At 30.8% G+C, this 17404-nt stretch carries 22 protein-coding genes; 13 read left to right on the forward strand and 9 right to left on the reverse strand.

From position 1 onward, the window contains the following. Positions 1-570, forward strand: a complete 570-nt coding sequence (locus tag ASC36_RS06620; RefSeq protein WP_055425709.1) for an IS1096 element passenger TnpR family protein — start codon at positions 1-3, stop codon at positions 568-570. A gap of 93 nt (positions 571-663) precedes the next feature. Here ASC36_RS06620 and accC read toward each other — a convergent pair whose 3' ends face one another. From accC to ASC36_RS06640, 4 genes are all read right to left on the reverse strand, one after another. Then, positions 664-2022: an acetyl-CoA carboxylase biotin carboxylase subunit gene (gene accC, locus ASC36_RS06625; protein ID WP_055425710.1), complete on the reverse strand. Its 1359-nt coding sequence runs from the start codon at positions 2020-2022 to the stop codon at positions 664-666. A gap of 26 nt (positions 2023-2048) precedes the next feature. Continuing rightward, positions 2049-2525, reverse strand: a complete 477-nt coding sequence (gene accB, locus ASC36_RS06630; protein ID WP_055425711.1) for an acetyl-CoA carboxylase biotin carboxyl carrier protein — start codon at positions 2523-2525, stop codon at positions 2049-2051. Positions 2526-2650: 125 nt separating this feature from the next. Beyond that, complete coding sequence (gene rpmF, locus ASC36_RS06635; RefSeq protein WP_055425712.1) at positions 2651-2851, reverse strand: 50S ribosomal protein L32; 201 nt, start codon at positions 2849-2851, stop codon at positions 2651-2653. Between the two features lie 32 nt (positions 2852-2883). Next, a complete protein-coding gene (locus tag ASC36_RS06640) occupies positions 2884-3363 on the reverse strand; it encodes a YceD family protein (RefSeq protein ID WP_055425713.1) in 480 nt (159 codons plus the stop codon). Positions 3364-3537: 174 nt separating this feature from the next. On the opposite strand from ASC36_RS06640, the gene ASC36_RS06645 reads away from it, so the two are divergent. The 8 genes from ASC36_RS06645 to ASC36_RS11225 all read left to right on the forward strand — a co-directional run bounded on the left by ASC36_RS06645 (position 3538) and on the right by ASC36_RS11225 (position 9278). Then, positions 3538-3747, forward strand: a complete 210-nt coding sequence (locus ASC36_RS06645) for an AtpZ/AtpI family protein (RefSeq protein WP_073961232.1) — start codon at positions 3538-3540, stop codon at positions 3745-3747. A 108-nt stretch (positions 3748-3855) separates the two neighbouring features. Then, positions 3856-4959 carry a F0F1 ATP synthase subunit A gene (gene atpB / locus ASC36_RS06650; RefSeq protein WP_245630754.1) on the forward strand — a complete coding sequence of 368 codons (1104 nt, stop codon included), beginning with the start codon at positions 3856-3858 and terminating at the stop codon, positions 4957-4959. Positions 4960-4977: 18 nt separating this feature from the next. Then, entirely contained in the window at positions 4978-5175 is a 198-nt protein-coding gene (gene atpE, locus ASC36_RS06655) for an ATP synthase F0 subunit C (protein WP_055425716.1), read from the forward strand. A 112-nt stretch (positions 5176-5287) separates the two neighbouring features. Next, complete coding sequence (locus ASC36_RS06660) at positions 5288-5782, forward strand: F0F1 ATP synthase subunit B (RefSeq protein ID WP_055425717.1); 495 nt, start codon at positions 5288-5290, stop codon at positions 5780-5782. 1 nt (position 5783) lies between these two features. Continuing rightward, on the forward strand, positions 5784-6326 hold the full coding sequence (atpH, locus tag ASC36_RS06665) for an ATP synthase F1 subunit delta (protein WP_055425718.1): 543 nt from the start codon (positions 5784-5786) through the stop codon (positions 6324-6326). A 35-nt stretch (positions 6327-6361) separates the two neighbouring features. Then, positions 6362-7939 (forward strand): F0F1 ATP synthase subunit alpha, encoded by a 1578-nt coding sequence (atpA, locus tag ASC36_RS06670; protein ID WP_055425797.1) that lies wholly within the window; start codon positions 6362-6364, stop codon positions 7937-7939. A 26-nt stretch (positions 7940-7965) separates the two neighbouring features. Continuing rightward, positions 7966-8835, forward strand: a complete 870-nt coding sequence (atpG, locus tag ASC36_RS06675) for an ATP synthase F1 subunit gamma (RefSeq protein WP_055425719.1) — start codon at positions 7966-7968, stop codon at positions 8833-8835. Positions 8836-9041: 206 nt separating this feature from the next. Beyond that, the gene (locus ASC36_RS11225; protein WP_221400569.1) at positions 9042-9278 is read left to right on the forward strand and encodes an iron-containing alcohol dehydrogenase; all 237 of its coding nucleotides are present in this window, start codon (positions 9042-9044) and stop codon (positions 9276-9278) included. Here the strand turns inward: ASC36_RS11225 and ASC36_RS10960 are convergent. From ASC36_RS10960 to ASC36_RS06690, 3 genes are all read right to left on the reverse strand, one after another. Then, positions 9235-9435, reverse strand: coding sequence for a hypothetical protein (locus ASC36_RS10960; RefSeq protein WP_055425720.1), 201 nt, complete (start codon positions 9433-9435; stop codon positions 9235-9237). The genes ASC36_RS11225 and ASC36_RS10960 overlap by 44 nt on opposite strands. A 575-nt stretch (positions 9436-10010) precedes the next feature. Continuing rightward, on the reverse strand, positions 10011-10925 hold the full coding sequence (gene miaA, locus ASC36_RS06685) for a tRNA (adenosine(37)-N6)-dimethylallyltransferase MiaA (protein WP_055425721.1): 915 nt from the start codon (positions 10923-10925) through the stop codon (positions 10011-10013). Then, a complete protein-coding gene (locus ASC36_RS06690) occupies positions 10918-11229 on the reverse strand; it encodes a YkvA family protein (protein WP_055425722.1) in 312 nt (103 codons plus the stop codon). Before ASC36_RS06690 ends, miaA begins: the two co-directional genes overlap by 8 nt. A gap of 337 nt (positions 11230-11566) precedes the next feature. Here ASC36_RS06690 and folE point away from each other — a divergent pair, with 337 nt between their 5' ends. From folE to ASC36_RS06710, 4 genes are all read left to right on the forward strand, one after another. After that, a complete protein-coding gene (gene folE / locus ASC36_RS06695; RefSeq protein ID WP_055425723.1) occupies positions 11567-12235 on the forward strand; it encodes a GTP cyclohydrolase I FolE in 669 nt (222 codons plus the stop codon). 2 nt (positions 12236-12237) lie between these two features. Then, a complete protein-coding gene (gene cysS, locus ASC36_RS06700; protein WP_055425724.1) occupies positions 12238-13716 on the forward strand; it encodes a cysteine--tRNA ligase in 1479 nt (492 codons plus the stop codon). A gap of 18 nt (positions 13717-13734) precedes the next feature. Further along, positions 13735-14100 (forward strand): hypothetical protein, encoded by a 366-nt coding sequence (locus tag ASC36_RS06705; protein WP_055425725.1) that lies wholly within the window; start codon positions 13735-13737, stop codon positions 14098-14100. 80 nt (positions 14101-14180) lie between these two features. Further along, positions 14181-14726, forward strand: a complete 546-nt coding sequence (locus tag ASC36_RS06710; protein WP_055425726.1) for a TlpA family protein disulfide reductase — start codon at positions 14181-14183, stop codon at positions 14724-14726. 208 nt (positions 14727-14934) lie between these two features. Here ASC36_RS06710 and ASC36_RS06715 read toward each other — a convergent pair whose 3' ends face one another. Together ASC36_RS06715 and pafA are read right to left on the reverse strand one after the other, a co-directional pair. Further along, positions 14935-15132 carry a hypothetical protein gene (locus ASC36_RS06715; protein WP_055425727.1) on the reverse strand — a complete coding sequence of 66 codons (198 nt, stop codon included), beginning with the start codon at positions 15130-15132 and terminating at the stop codon, positions 14935-14937. A gap of 254 nt (positions 15133-15386) precedes the next feature. After that, complete coding sequence (gene pafA / locus ASC36_RS06720) at positions 15387-17054, reverse strand: alkaline phosphatase PafA (RefSeq protein ID WP_245630755.1); 1668 nt, start codon at positions 17052-17054, stop codon at positions 15387-15389. Between the last annotated feature and the right edge of the window lie 350 nt (positions 17055-17404).

Consider the following 17404-nt stretch of genomic DNA (forward strand, 5'->3'; position numbering starts at 1 on the left):
ATGATTTATAAGATTAGAGTAATTCTTGAAACAGAAGGGGACGTTTTTCGAGATATTGAAATTAAGGATTTGCAAACTTTGTGGAATTTATATGAAGGTATTAAAAGCGCTTTCAGTCTACAAGGTGATGAGTTAGCTTCATTTTATAAGTCTGATGATAATTGGACTCAAGGTAAAGAGATTCCTTTAGAAGATATGAATGAAGATGGTGAAGGTGAGACCATGTCTGATATATATATTAAAGAAGTCTTTACAAAAGTCGGGGATAAAATGCTATTTGTTTACGACTTTATGAAAATGTGGTCATTTTACGTTGAACTTTTAGAAATTATTGATAGAAAAGCTATTGGAGTTTACCCATTAACCGTATATCGATTCGGTAAAATGCCTTTAAAAGCACCTGATAAAAAATTTGTTTCACCTTCTAATATAGACGATTTCAGTGATGTAGGAGATGTTGATATGAATATTAAATTCGACGATGATGAAGATTCTTATGATGAAGATTCTTATGACGATGATGAAGATTCCTATAATGATGATGAACTTCTAGACGAAGATGAATTATAAAAATAAAAAAAGGAAATTAAACATAATTTAATTTCCTTTTTCCTTTGAATTTATAAATTTTAACATATAAATCTAGTTACCATACTATCTAACTTATAAATCGTATTCGTATTTTTTATCCAAAACAAAATCTTCCATAAACTTTGTAGTATAATCTCCTTTTAAGAAATTTGGATCATCCATAAGTTGTCTATGTAATGGAATGGTTGTCTTAACACCTTCAATATAGAATTCATCTAAAGCTCTCTTCATCTTAATAATTGCTTCACTTCTTGTAGGTGCCGTTACAATCAATTTGGCTATCATAGAATCATAAAAAGGTGGAATAGTATATCCAGAATATACATGAGTATCAACTCTTACCCCATTTCCTCCCGGAATATTTAAAGTAGTTATTTTTCCCGGTGATGGACGAAAATCAGTATAAACATCTTCAGCATTAATTCTACATTCTATAGAATGTCTTTGAGGATAAAAGTTATTTTTAGGAACTCTAGCACCTGCTGCTAACTCTATTTGAAGTTTTAATAAATCTAAATCAGTAATTTGTTCTGTAATAGGATGTTCTACTTGAATTCTTGTATTCATTTCCATAAAATAGAAATTTTCATATTTATCAACCAAGAATTCAATAGTACCTACGCCTTCATATTTAATATATTCTGCAGCTCTTACAGCTGCATCGCCCATCTTTTTACGTAATTCTTCAGAAACGAAAGGAGAAGGAGTTTCTTCTGCTAATTTTTGGTGGCGTCTTTGTACTGAACAATCTCTCTCAGATAAATGAATAGCTTTACCATATTTATCTCCTGCTATTTGAATTTCAATATGTCTAGGTTCTTCAATAAGCTTCTCCATATACATACCTCCGTTCCCAAAAGCAGCTACAGCTTCCTGAACAGCCGATTCCCAAGAACTCTTAAGATTTTCCTCTTTCCATATAGCTCTCATTCCCTTACCTCCCCCTCCAGCTGTTGCTTTAAGCATAACAGGATATCCTATTTCTTTAGCAATTTTCACAGCTTCCTCATATGATTTTATTAAACCATCGGAACCAGGCACGGTGGGAACTCCCGCTTCTTTCATTGTTGCTTTTGCAGAAGCCTTATCTCCCATTCTTTCAATATTTTCAGGAGTACCTCCTATAAATTTAATTCCCATCTTTTGACAAGATCTTGAGAAATTAGCATTTTCAGAAAGAAAACCATATCCAGGGTGTATAGCGTCTGCATTAGTTACTTCAGCAGCTGCTAAAATATTTAGTTGTTTAAGATATGAATCTTTACTTGCAGAAGGCCCGATACATACTGCTTCATCAGCAAATCGTAAATGCAAACTCTTGGCATCTGCCGTCGAATAAACAGCAACAGTTTTTATACCCATTTCTTTAGCTGTTCTAAGAATTCGCATAGCAATTTCACCTCTATTAGCAATCAAAATTTTTTTTAACATACACTTTAACTTTTAATTTTGATTAATTAAGATGGATCAACTAAGAATAAAGGTTGGTCAAATTCAACCGGTGAAGCATCATCAACTAAAAATTTAACAATTTTTCCTGAAACTTCTGATTCTATTTCATTGAATAATTTCATTGCTTCTATCATACAAACAATACTTCCTGCACTAACTGTATCTCCTATATTTACAAATGCTTCTTTATCTGGAGAGGGTTTTCTGTAGAATGTACCAATCATTGGAGATTTTATAGTTACATACTTATTAGATGTATCTTCTTCTTGCTGGGGAGCCTCTGGCTGGCTAGTTACAGTTGTCATAGTGGTTGCTTGATGATTTGCGACAGTTTGTATAGGTCGGGAAACCTCTGGTGCATACATTAATGAACCATTATTAGTTTTAATGGAAATTTCAAATTCATCTGTCTTATATGTTACTTCTGCAACATCCGATTTAGATACAAATTTAATTAAATTTTGAATGTCTTTAATGTCCATGAGCTAGAGCTTTTATTTAAATTTTTCCAAATGTAATGGAAATAAATTAATTTTATACAGAAAAAAACCATTTAACTATTTAATTAAATGGTATTATATTACTTAAATTTTAACTTAAATTAGATTTATTCTTCAACTTCTTCAACAGCCTTTTCCATAACTACTTTTCCCCTGTAGTATAATTTTCCTTCATGCCAGTATGCACGATGGAATAAATGTAATTCTCCGGTTGTTGAACATTTAGCTAATTGAGGAACTGACGCTTTATAGTGAGTTCTTCTTTTATCTCTTCTTGTAGATGACTGACGTCTTTTAGGATGTGCCATAATTCTTCCTTAAATATTTTTTAATTTTATTTTTATTCGCCTTCTTCATCAGACAGGCCATACTTTTCAAGTAAATCGGTATGTTCGTCCTTATATCCTTCGGAATATTTAGGATGAACATGTTTCATCGGTATAGATAAGAGTACGCATTCATAAATTAATTGAGACACATTTACACTATGAGAACCAAAAGGCAATATTAAAATTTCTTCATTCGTATCATCAAAGATTTCACCAAATTTAATTAAAGTTTTGATCTCATTTTTAACGGTTTGTTCGAACTCTTCTCCAGATATGTCACATTCTAAAATTACAACACCTTCGGTCTTTACTTCCAATTCTAAAAAAGAAGAATGCTTATTAATTTGAACATCAACTTCTACTTTAGGAGTTTTGAATTCCTGCTTGAAATCAAACAAATCAAAAAATGGCTGCTCAACACTCATCTTAAAGCTATGAACCCCAAGCTTTAACGATGAAAATAAAATATCATAATTGCGTAACCTTTCCATAAATATGGTTTGCAAATTTAAATATTAGTTATTAAAACTACAAATTTTTAATTTATTTTTAAAATATATACAAAGTATTGAAATTACGCTTCAATCTATTTTATATAGAAAAATTTATTTATTTATTATTAGTATATAATTATAATTCATACCATTAAAATTTGTAAATTTGTAATGAAAAATTTATTAATGAAAGATTATGCATTTTATTCGGGGTTAGGATTTCAACTTATGGTAACTATTTTACTTTTTACCGGAATTGGTTATTACCTTGATGAAAAATATATTTCTTTGAAACCCCTATTTATAATAATTTTTAGCTTATTAGGAATTGGAATTGGATTAATTAATATAATCCGACAATTAGTAAGAAAACAAAAATAATAAAAATCATATTTTCTTAGGTCGCAAATACTAAAATATGATAAAAATCATACCCATCAAATGTATTTTAAAAATATTTATATTTGCATATATATGAATCAGAAAAATATGATAAAATTTATATTTAGCTTTTTAGTCTTAATTTCAACCTTTAATTTTGCTTTAGCTGAGAGCTCAAAAAGTAATGATTCAGAACCATTCAACCCCACAGAAACTGCTATGCACCATGTAAAGGATTCGCATCAATTTGAAATATGGGGCGAAGATGTTACTCTCTATCTACCTATTATCCTTTGGACTGATAATGGAATGGTTATATTTTCTTCTAAAGAATTTAAGGGAAATGACAATGGTGAAATCGTTGTGGAAAAAAAAGGAATGGAATTTATTAAATTTCATGAAAAAATATATTATGCTAAGACAAAAAAAAATGCTTCAGGTGAGTATATTACAGAATCATCCAAACTTGTGCATCTAGATGATCAACATCATCCTATCAATAAAGTACCTTTGGATTTTTCAATAACTAAAAATATATTTTCTATGTGGCTTTCCTTAATTGTACTGTTAGTTGTATTTATTTCTGCTGCCAGATATTATAAATCAAAATCATATAATGGTGTTCCAAAAGGAGTAGCCGCCATAGTTGAACCATTAATTGTGTTTGTAAGGGATGAAATAGCTATACCTAATATTGGAGAAAAAAAATATAAAAAATATATGCCTTATTTATTAACTGTATTTTTTTTTATATGGTTGAACAATGTTATGGGGCTAATTCCTTTTTTCCCATTTGGAGCTAATCTAACTGGGAATATTGCAGTTACTTTTACTTTAGCAATTATTACTTTTATTATTACTAATTTTAGCGGAAATAAAAGTTATTGGAAACATATATTTTGGACTCCCGACGTACCTATTCCGATGAAAATATTTTTGGCACCGATAGAAGTAATCGGTATTTTTACCAAACCATTTTCATTAATGGTTCGATTATTTGCTAATATCACCGCCGGACATATCATTATCATTAGCTTAATTTCACTAATTTTTATATTCAAATCTTATTTTGTAGCTCCTGTATCTATTATCGCAGTCGTCTTTATAAGTGTAATAGAAATTTTAGTAACTGCTTTACAAGCATATATATTCACAACTCTTTCTGCGCTATATTTTGGTATGGCAACAGAAGATAATCACGAAGAACATTAATTTTAATATATAGTAAAAATGGGAATGTCAGTAATTGGAGCAGGTTTAGCTGCTATTGGAGCAGGAATTGGAATTGGTCTTATCGGTGGAAAAGCGATGGAGGCTATTGCAAGACAACCTGAAGCTCAAGGAAAAATTCAGGCTTCTGCATTAATCTTAGCTGCGTTAGTTGAAGCAGTTGCATTATTTGCAATTGTTGTATCTTTGATTAAATAAGAAGAAAATAATAGAAAACTCGAAATGATAACGGTTGGTTACTCGAGTTTTCTTTTAACTAAAAAAATATTTATTTAAACTCTTATATATAAAAAGTAAAAAGATATAAAATATGGATTTATTAACTCCTTCAATTGGTTTAATATTTTGGATGACTATTTCCTTTATAGTTTTATTAATAATTTTAGGAAAATTTGCCTGGAAACCCATTTTAAAAGCCTTAGAAAACAGAGAGAATTCTATACGGAAATCTTTAGATGATGCAAAAAATGCACGTGAAGCAATGGCAAAATTAACATCTCAAAATGAGCAGATTTTAAAAGAAGCTCGCATTGAAAGAGAAACTATTCTTAAAGAAGCACGTGAAATTAAAGATAAAATTATTAATGATGCTAGAAATGCAGCTACAATAGAAAGTGATAAAATTATTCAATCAGCAAAAGATACCATTAATGCGGAAAGAATTTCTGCAATAAATCAAATAAAATATGAAGTTGCAAATTTATCCGTTGATATTGCAAAAAAAGTTCTTCAAAAGGAATTATCTTCTCCAGAGGAACAAAAAAAGCTTATTGATTCACTAGTAAACCAAGCTAAATTAAACTAATATGTCAGTTGTAAGACTTGCTAAACGCTACGCATCCGGTTTATGGGAATATGCTTTATCTGTACATGAAAGTGAAACAATTATTAAGGAAATGAAATCTTTAATTGATATAATTAAACAAAATAAAGATTTTCAATTTTTTTTAAAATCCCCTATAATTGAAACCTTAAAAAAAGTTAAAATCGTAAATGAAATTTTCAAATCCTTCTCTCCTATTTCTCGTAATTTCATTACATTGGTAGTAAAACATAAAAGAGAAAATGATTTATTGGAAATAGCAGAACAAGTCTTGGAATTATATGATGTCTATAATGGTATACAACGTGTTGAAATCATTAGCGCTATACCATTGGATCAAGAAACTACAAATAAAATTCTTAATTCTTACCCTAAAATCAATCAGGATAAAGCAATTATTGAAAATAAAATTGATGGATCTATTATTGGGGGATATATTTTACGTATGGATGACCAACAAATTGACGCAAGTGTAAAATCTGAACTAACTAATATTCAAAAAAAATTAAGTAATAAAATATTTTAATTTTTTTAGTTATAACTTTTAAATAAATGACCACAATGGCAGATATAAAACCCGCAGAAGTTTCTGCAATATTAAAACAGCAATTATCAAATTTCGATCAAAATATTTCCTTGGAAGAAGTGGGAACGGTTTTACAAGTAGGAGATGGTATTGCCCGTATATATGGACTTAATAATGCAGAACAAGGAGAATTAGTAAAATTTTCCAATGGATTAGAAGGGATGGTTCAAAATTTAGAAGAGGATAATGTAGGTGTAATTCTTCTGGGTAAATCTAATGGAATTAAAGAAGGAGATATTGTTAAAAGAACCAAAAACATTGCTTCTATTGATGTTGGTGAAGGAATGATAGGAAGAGTTGTAGATACATTAGGCACACCTATAGACGGAAAAGGACCTATTTCAGGCGAATTATTCAGAATGCCTTTGGAAAGAAAAGCACCCGGAGTATTATTTCGCCAACCGGTAAATGAGCCTTTGCAAACCGGTATTGTAGCTATAGACTCCATGATTCCTATTGGGAGAGGTCAAAGGGAGCTAATTATTGGCGACCGTCAAACAGGAAAATCCACCGTTGCCATTGACACAATTCTTAATCAAAAAGAGTTTTACGAACAAGGAAAACCTGTATATTGCATATACGTTGCTATTGCCCAAAAAGCATCTACAGTAGCACAGATTGTGAAAACACTGGAAGATAAAGGAGCAATGGCTTATACTGTAGTAGTTGCAGCCAATGCATCTGACCCTGCTCCTATGCAGGTATATGCTCCATTTGCCGGAGCTTCCATCGGAGAGTTTCTACGAGATACTGGAAGATCGGCCTTAATAATATATGATGATCTTTCTAAACAAGCTGTGGCTTACCGAGAGGTTTCCTTATTATTAAGAAGACCACCGGGACGTGAAGCTTATCCGGGAGATGTATTTTACTTGCATTCCCGTTTGTTAGAAAGAGCAGCTAAAATTATTAATAATGATGAAGTAGCCTCTACAATGAATGATTTACCGGAATCTTTAAAAGGTAAAGTTAAAGGCGGTGGCTCACTAACAGCTCTACCTATTATTGAAACGCAAGCAGGAGACGTTTCGGCATATATTCCTACCAATGTAATATCTATTACAGACGGACAAATATTTTTAGAATCAGACCTTTTTAATTCAGGTGTTAGACCTGCTATCAATGTTGGTATTTCTGTATCCCGTGTGGGAGGAGCTGCTCAGATCAAACCTATGAAAAAAGTATCCGGCACACTAAAAATTGATCAAGCTCAGTTTCGTGAGTTAGAAGCATTTTCAAAATTTGGTTCCGATTTAGATCCGGCAACTGCTGCAGTAATAGCTAAAGGCGAAAGAAACGTTGAAATTTTAAAGCAATCAGTTAATTCACCTATGCCTGTTGAAGAACAGATAGCCATAATATACGCCGGAACTCAAAATTTATTACATGAAGTTCCTGTTAATAAAGTTCAAGATTTCAAAAGAAACTTAACGGAAACTTTACGAACTCAACATGCCGATCTATTAAAAAGTTTAAAAGAGGGAAAAATTGATGATTCAATAACTTCTTCTTTAGATAAGATAATAGCCGGAGTTGTAAAAAATTATTCATAAATTAAATTAAAAGAAGATATTAGAAAATGGCAACATTAAAAGAAATACGAAATCGAATTGCGTCTGTAAATTCAACCATGCAAATTACCAGTGCAATGATGATGGTTTCTTCTTCTAAACTGAAAAGAGCGCAGGATGCAATTTTAAAACTACGTCCTTATTCAGAAAAAATGCAAGAACTACTATCAAATGTTAGTCCTTTTCTTGATTCAGATTCCGGAGGAGCAGAATATGCAAAAAAAAGAGAAATTAAAAAGGTTTTATTAGTTGTCATTACTTCCAATAAGGGACTCGCAGGGGCGTTTAACTCTACTGTTGTTAAAGCAATTAAAAACCTTTTAGAAAATGAGTATAAAAATAAACACGTTGATATTTTAACTATCGGAAAAAATGGATATGAAAATTTAAAAAAATTAGTTTCCGTATATAAAGATTGTAGTTCTCTTTGGGATGCACCTTCTTATGAAAATACATCGAAGATATCTGAAGACCTTGTGAAAAAGTTCTTAGATGGAGACTATGATAAAATCGACCTGGTTTATAACAGATTTAAAAATGCTGTAGTTCAGCTATTACAAGTGGAACAATTTTTACCTATTGAACTTTCTAAACACGATAACAACACTTCATTGGTTAGTGATTATATTTATGAACCATCTAAGGAAGATATTATAACGCATCTTATTCCTATTTCTTTAAAAACTCAGCTTTTTAAAGCGATATTGGATTCGAATGCTGCTGAACATGGAGCAAGAATGTCAGCTATGCAAGCTGCCACAGACAACGCTAAAGCATTAAAAAATCAGTTATCCATATCTTATAATAAAGCTCGTCAGGCTTCTATTACCAATGAGTTGATTGAAATAGTAAGTGGTGCACAAGCCTTGGAAAATTAAAAATTGAATTAACTCAATATAAAAAAAGGTTACTATTAGGGTAACCTTTTTTGTTTTTATCTGGTATTGTATCAAATTTTGATAGATTAAATACATAATTAAAAATCAAATAATGAATAATTTTACCTTTCCAAATCCTGTAAAATTTTGTTCGGGGAAGGTATGATTTCCCCAATCACAAAGAAAATGCCTTTACAAAATAATATATTGATTATCTATGGAGGAGGAAACATCAAAAAAATAGTGTATTTGAACAGGTAAGTGATTCATTAAAAGATTACAAATGGTTTCAATTTTCAGGTATAGAATCCAATCCTCGCTTTGAAACTTGTATGTGTACAGTAGAAGTTATTAAACAGAAATACATCAATTATGTATTGGCAATTGTAGAATCATCTGTCATCGATGCCACCAAGTTTGTCGTAGATGCAGCTTGTTTTTAAGAGGGTGATCCTTAGTGGATCTTTGCTGACCCCACAGTGTGGTAATAAAAAAAGCTCTTCCTTTTAGAACTATTTTGACCATTTCAGCCACTGCTTCAAAAATGAATACATTTGCTGTAATTAAGAAAAATAAGAAATCTGTGTTAGATCCAAGCATAATTTATACCCTAGCTCCGGTTTAAATTAGCAATGGGGTTATTGATGCTTTCATACACGTTATTGAACAATATTTTACGTATCCGGTAAATGGCTTATTACAGGATTTCATGGCTGAATCCATTCTAAAGACACTGATCATAGAGGGACCTAAGAGATCCACTAAATTAAAACGTTTGAGCTAATCTAATGTAGGCATCTACCTGATATTTAAACAGTTGTACTGATTGTGATATACCACAGGATTGGTTAACATATATGATAGGACATGAATAACTATTTTTTATGAAATTGATCATGCTCAAACGTTAGAAATAGAAACCCTTTTCCATAGCATGAAATATAACACTAGACTTTGATAGTATAATTTGGAAGAGGAAGCTATAAATAAAATTTAAGATCGAATAGAAAAAAGAGGTTGGCAGTTAGGTGAACATAAAAATATTAAATCCAAAGAAATCAAGAAAATAATAAATTAAATTAGAATTCCATTTTATAACTCAGGATAGTATATTACTTGGATTATTTATATCGCACAAAATTAATCATTGATATAAACTAGTAAATATAATTAATTTATTGGCTAATTTTTTTCGTAACAAAATCTACTATTTCCTGAATATTACAATAGTCAAACCAATTTACCGAGTTATCTCTTCGATACCAGGTCAGTTGTCTCTTTGCATATCTGCGGGAATTTTTTTTTATTTCATTTGTAGCGAATTCTAATGATATATTCCCATCAAGATATTCGAAGATCTCTTTATAACCCACAGTCTGTAAAGCATTTTTATGTCTATAAGATTGTAAAGAAATAACTTCGTTTAATAAACCTTTTTCCATCATTAAATCAACCCTTTTATTTATCCGATCGTAAATAATATCACGGGAAGCTGTTAATCCAATTTTAACAGATGTAAAATTTCTTTTTTTTATTAGATTATTTCTAAATGAACTGTAAGGTTTTCCTGTACCTCTAAAAATTTCTAAAGCCCGCAACACTCGTACCGGATTATTTAAATCTACCTGCGAATAATATTTAGGGTCATTCTTTTTTAATTCATCTATTAAATTACTTAATCCTTTCTCTTGCATTTCAACAACTAATTCCTGTCTTATATGGGCATCAATATCAGGAAATGTATCAATTCCTTCATTTACAGCTTTTTCATATAAACCGGATCCTCCTACCATAATAAGTTGATCAAAAGTATTGAAAAGCTCGAAGATTTTTCCTAAAGCGTCTTTTTCAAAATCACCAACAGAATAATCTTGATTTATACTTAAATTTCCTATAAAATGATGAGGAACTAAAGATAATTCTTCGGGTGTAGGTGCAGCGGTACCAATGTTCAATTCCTTATAAAATTGTCTGCTATCACACGATATTATCTCAGTTTTTAAATGTTGAGCCAATATAATGGAAAGTGTGGTTTTTCCTATACCGGTAGGACCAACTATAGAGAATAAAATTTTTGAATTTTTATTCAATGACTATGGTATTATGGTTTTGCTTTTCCCATTCTAAAAACTTATCCACTTCTTTCATTAATTTGGAAATAGCAAAAAAGGCAATAGTTAAATCATCTAAAAAACCTATACCTACTAAAAAGTCAGGTATGAGATCAAGGGGAGATAAAATATAAACGATTAAAAAAGTAAAAATAAAAAGATTTTTAATTCCCGGTTTATATTGACCTTTTAAAGATGCCATTAACATTCTAAATAGAACCGGAATTTTGGATATGAATGATTTATTCTTTGATACTATCCCCAGCAAATGTTTTGCTTTCATTTTTAAATTCTTGATTAACTATTAAATTTCAATATCTATTCCAAAAACTAATCTCTGCCACATTTACAATCGACACTTCCTCCACATTTTTTCTTCCTGGAAAAAAAAGTTTCCCTAAATAGTTTAATCAAATACCTGACAGCTAACAGTAAAGTTAATGCTATAAATGCATATTGAAGATAAATATTCATAACTAATTAACTATTTAGATTAATTCTATGCAAAGATACGATTTTTATTTTAAAATATTCTTTCATAATTGATTATTTGCTTTTCAATATTGTAATGGTTTTCAACTAAAAAACTTATTTTTGTAGAAATTTAGATGTTTTTTATTATGTTTAATAAAGAAGACGAAGAATCAGACCATTTCTCATATACAGAATATACTCCTATTCGATCGGATGCCTTTGTTTTATCTCCGGAAGAAAAACAAAAAGCCATTCAAGAACATTTTGCTAAGATTATGCATATTCTTGGATTAGAGATGAATGACGATAGTTTGAAAGATACACCTAAACGGGTGGCTAAAATGTATGTTAATGAAATTTTTGGAGGACTTCTTCCGGAAAATAAACCGCAGGTGTCTACTTTCAAAAATAGTTATAAGTATCGTCAAATGCTGATTGAAAAAGATATTACGGTTTATTCAACTTGCGAACATCATTTTCTGCCAATAATTGGGAAGGCACATGTTGCCTATTTTTCAAACGGAAAAGTTATCGGATTGTCCAAAATCAATAGAATCGTTAATTATTATTCCCGAAGACCTCAAGTGCAGGAACGTTTAACCAGACAAATTGTTGAAGCAATTAAAGAAGTATTGAATACGAAAGATGTTGCTTGTGTTATTGATGCTAAACACTTATGTGTAAATTCAAGGGGCATACAAGATACTGAAAGCAGCACGGTTACTGCTGAATTAAGTGGTATTTTTTTAAGCAATCCTACAACAAGAAAAGAATTTTTACATTATATCGGAATTGACTCTCATTTCAAAATTTAAATATGCGCAGCTATCTGAACAATCAAATAAAATTATATAATTCATTACACGGTAAAAAAGAAGTATTTACTCCTTTGCATGAAGGTTGGGTAGGTATGTATGTATGCGGTCCAACAGTATATAATAAAGTACATTTAGGAAATTGCAGAACTTTTTTATCTTTTGATGTGATAAACAGATATTTACGCCATTTGGGTTATAAAGTAAAATATGTTAGAAATATTACCGATGCCGGACATCTTACAGATGATAATTCTGAGGACAAAATTTCTACTCGAGCTCGTCTGGAAAGAATTGAGCCCATGGAAGTTGTTCAAAAATATACACTTAATTTCCATAAAGTATTGGAATTATTTAATATGATCCCTCCCGATATTGAACCTACAGCAACCGGGCATATTGTTGAACAAATAGAGCTTATTAAAAAGCTATTAGATAAAGGTTTGGCATATGAAGTAAATGGATCTGTATATTTCGACGTAAATAAATTTGATTCAGAAGGAGGGAATTATGGTGAATTAAGCGGAAGAAAAATTGAAGATATGATTGCCAATACTCGTGATTTGGATGGGCAAGGTGAAAAAAGAAATCCTCAAGATTTCGCACTATGGAAAAATGCTTCTCCCGAACATATCATGAGATGGCCTTCTCCTTGGGGAAATGGATTCCCGGGTTGGCATTTAGAATGTACTGCTATGAGTACTAAATATTTAGGAAAAAAGTTTGACATTCATGGTGGAGGTATGGATCTTAAATTTCCTCATCATGAATGTGAAATAGCACAAGCTAAAGGATCCTATGGAGAAAAACCTGTAAATTATTGGGTACATACTAACATGCTTACATTAAATGGGCAAAAAATGAGTAAATCTACAGGAAATACTATATTACCTGAAGAATTATTTAGTGGTGACAATGATTTTATCGAAAAACCTTTTCATCCGATAATTGTTCGATTTTTCTTTTTACAGGCTCATTACAGAAGTGTCTTAGATTTATCTAATGAGGCAATAGTTGCAGCTGAAAAAGGATTCTTTCGCCTAACTTCGGCAATTGAAAAATTACCTCATATAGCAGATTCTGAATCTTCCAGTTATAACATTCAAGAATGGATTGAAAATTGCTACAATGCATTAAATGATGATTTTAATACTCCCGTATTAATTTCTCTTTTATTTGACGTAGCTAAACTCATCAATAATTTAGACTTAAAAAATGAAACACTGACCGCTAAAGATTTAAAAAAGTTAAATACTGCCATTCATGTTTTCTTCTATGATATTCTAGGATTAGAACTTTTATCTGATACATTAATCGATAATAGTAAACTGGATCAAGCCATGAAAGTCCTTATCGATTTAAGAAATAAAGCCAGACTTGAGAAGGACTGGGCCCTTTCAGATGAAATCCGTAATCGTCTGGCTCAAGCCGGTATTATTCTTAAAGATGGAAAAGAAGGAACAACTTTTGAAATTGAATAATTAAAAGACCACAAAAAAATGAAAAAAATCAATTACTTTATTATCTTAATTCTATTAGCATGTTACAGCTGCTCGAAATTAAACAAAAAAGAATCAGCAACTATTATTGCTCCAGAAAATGTAATGAATGTTGCCGCAGCTAAGAAAGCTAAAGCCGAAATTACCGGAGAGCAAACCGGCGTATCTATTGCCAATGAAAAAATTAATGTTTGGAATATCGTTTATAGAGACGACAAGGGAAATTTACACTCTACCATTATAAAGAAAATGCCCGAAGATAAGAGTAAAGTTGGAGATTCTCTCTCCATTTATTACGATGAAACCAATCCCATGTCACTTCCCATTCATGAGTCTCAATATTCAGAATTGAGTAAAATTGAGTAAATAAATATTTGTTTATTGTTAGTGAATAGGTTTTTATTTATTGTTAAAGGAAAACTGTGAGTCTTTACATATATAGATTTATGGTAAAAAAAATATATTCATACCTATTTTTAATTTTTTTTAATGTTATTATTGGTCAAGCACTATCTGTACCCTCAACAAAAGTAATACATGATATAAAAGTTATTACTTTTTCTGATTTAAAAAATATAATCGAAGATGAAAATGATAAATTTTTAGTCGTTAACTTTTGGGCTACTTGGTGCATGCCTTGCGTTGTTGAAATTCCCTCTTTTATGAAAATAAATGAAAAATATAAAAACAACGCCGGTTATAAAATGATTTTAATAAACTTAAATCCCGTAAAAAATATAGAATTTGTTAAAAGGTTTATGCGAAAATATTCAATTTCTACAGATGTATATCTTCTGGATGATCTTGAAAATATGGAAGAATGGATTCCTTCCATTGATCCATCATGGGAAGGAAGTATACCGGCAACCGTTTTTTATAAGAAAGGAATTAAAATATTATTTAAAGAACAAGTACTTAATGAAAAGGAATTAGATGCCATAATTAGTTCCAATGTATTAACGGTTCAACATTCTCCCGAAATTCCTAAATAAACCCAACTTATTATTACTAAAATTGATCATAAGAAAATTTACCCACTAAGAAACAGTCACGGATTACCTTCTTTACTATCGGAAAAGTACAATCATTGTCTCTATAAAACCATCGGTAATTTTCTTGTATTCTATTTAACATAGATAAAATCAAGCGCCGATCTGATCTAAAAGACTACATAGCCACAGCAAGCGTCATAAACTTTATCTAGGGAGAGCTTTTCTGATTTTTCAATCCGATTAGCTCTCCTGCATAACTTAATTTTACCCACGAATTCGTGTTAATAGTATATACTAAATGAATATCTTTTGTACTTACTTTTTTATCGATACCGCTAAAATCTATTTTTGCATATCTTTTTTTGCATGGCATGCTTATAATTAAACGTACCTTAAATATAATCATTCCATTGCTTAGTATTATTCAATCATCAAAATAAAGCTTGGTCAAAAGCAATATAACCTTACCTTGGTTATCTTATTTTATCCTCGTTATCTGTTCCTGTTTTTATTTAAAAAGCTTGAGCTTTAATAAGTTAACGAGTAAGATTAGAAATAACAGAAAAATGAAATTTTTCCTATTTTATAATTGCAAAAACTTCGAAATATTTCCTCTAAACTTTTACTATTTTGTTTACACAGAGAACATAAAATCAACGGTTATTTCATTTTGTAGTCTACCGGTTTACCTATAGCTCCGTTAGGCATTTGTATTTTTAACAAGGCTGATATAGTAGGTGCAATATCTGTCATATATACTTCATCGGTAGTACTTCCGTGAGGAATTTTCCACCCCATCAGTATAAAAGGAATATGCGCATCATCCGGTCCCCAGGTACCATGAGTTCCCCCTTTGGTTGGTTCAGAGAATTCCAAATCATATGAGCCGGCACCTAAAACAATTTGTATTTCACCTGAATATTCTCTATTATAACCATTAATAATTTTTTCTTTAATATATTGAGGTACGGTTGCAACGGATGCTTTTTTCATATCAACAGCATATAATACTCCATCTATGGTTTGAAGATAATCAATACAAGTTTGCTTAAGATCTTCTAAATTTATGCCGGCATGTTTAATTGCTGTATAATTAAAATTTACTTGATAATTATTGAAACTTCTAACTAAATCGTCTCTTCCGTATTTTGATTTCAAATATTCGTTTATTTTTTTTTCGTAAGTCATTAATCTTACTAATGCACCCGACATTTTATTTTCATTCATATATTTTGCATTGGGTGTGCCGGCATGGTCAGCAGTTAAAAACACTAAATATTTTCCCTTCCCGACTTTCCTATCCAAATATCCTAATAAATCAGCTAATTCTTGATCCAATTTTATATAAGCATCTTCAGTTAAAATTGAATTAATAGAATAATGATGTGCCATTTTATCGGGAGAAGAATAACTTATAGCTAAAAAATCAGTATCTCCGAATTTATTATTTCCTAAATTTTCATTGTCAATTGCCAACTTAGCTATATCTGTGGTGGTTGTATTTCCATATGGCGTATATTGAATAAGGCTAACCCCCAATGTTTTCATCATTTGAGAAGTTTTCATCGGAAATGAAGGGGTTTCATAACCTTTAAATCCAAGTTCATAGTTACCTAGCATCTTACTATCCGGACTTTGTATGTAAGTTGAAATCGGATAGGTTGGGTTCCAATCCTGACTTAGATATTTCTCAGGCATATTTTTAGAATTATATTGCTTTACCCATTTTGGAAGTTCTTTCATATAATAAGAACTTGTAATCCACCTGCCACTTTTTGCATCAAACCAATAGGCTGCATCTGCAGCATGTCCGGCAGGAAGTATACTGCCTCTGTCTTTTAAAGCAACTCCTATAACTTTTGATCTTGAATTGGTGGCATATTTCAATTGATCTGTAACAGTAGACACTTGTAGATTATACGGAGACATTTTTCCGGCCTTATTTTCAGGATCATCTAATCCCACTCCTTTTACTTTAAAGTCTTCTGTACAATAAATACTCCTACCTGTTGTTTGCTCAATAAAATCATTGCCGGCAATTCCATGAATGGAGGGAACTGAACCTGTATAAATCGTGCTGTGTCCTACTGCCGTAAAAGAAGGAATATAATTTACCATACAATTATCAAATGAAAATCCTTCATTTAATAATCTTTTAAACCCTGCCTCTCCATATCTGTCATATAAACGATACAGATAATCCCACCTCATTTGATCTACCACGATTCCAACTACTAATTTGGGTCTATCGACCTGCGTTTTATTTTGTGCTCCTAATGAACCGAACAGAATCATAAGGGTAAGCAATGTCAGACTAATTTTTTTCATATTCATATGTGTATATAGCTCAAAATCGGGTTAAATAATAATTTTTATTATCGTTAAAACATTCTTAGAAAATTAAGCATCTTCTATAAAAAGAATTAAGCCCTAAATTTAGGAAAGGTTTTTTAATTATATTACTGACTTGCATATATATTACAACATAGGTTAATCAATAATATCTATAGGAGAGAATTCGGCATCTTAAAGAATGCAATTGTAAATCACCTGGGTGTATGTAACATATTTATATCCATTATTTTAAATCTACTATTTTCTTTTAGATGGATTGAATGTTTCTTATAAAATTTTTTAGCTTCAATAGTATAATACTATTGAAGCTAAAATTTACATAC

The sequence above is a fragment of the Apibacter mensalis genome, assembly GCF_001418685.1.
GTDB classification, from domain to species: Bacteria; Bacteroidota; Bacteroidia; order Flavobacteriales; family Weeksellaceae; genus Apibacter; species Apibacter mensalis.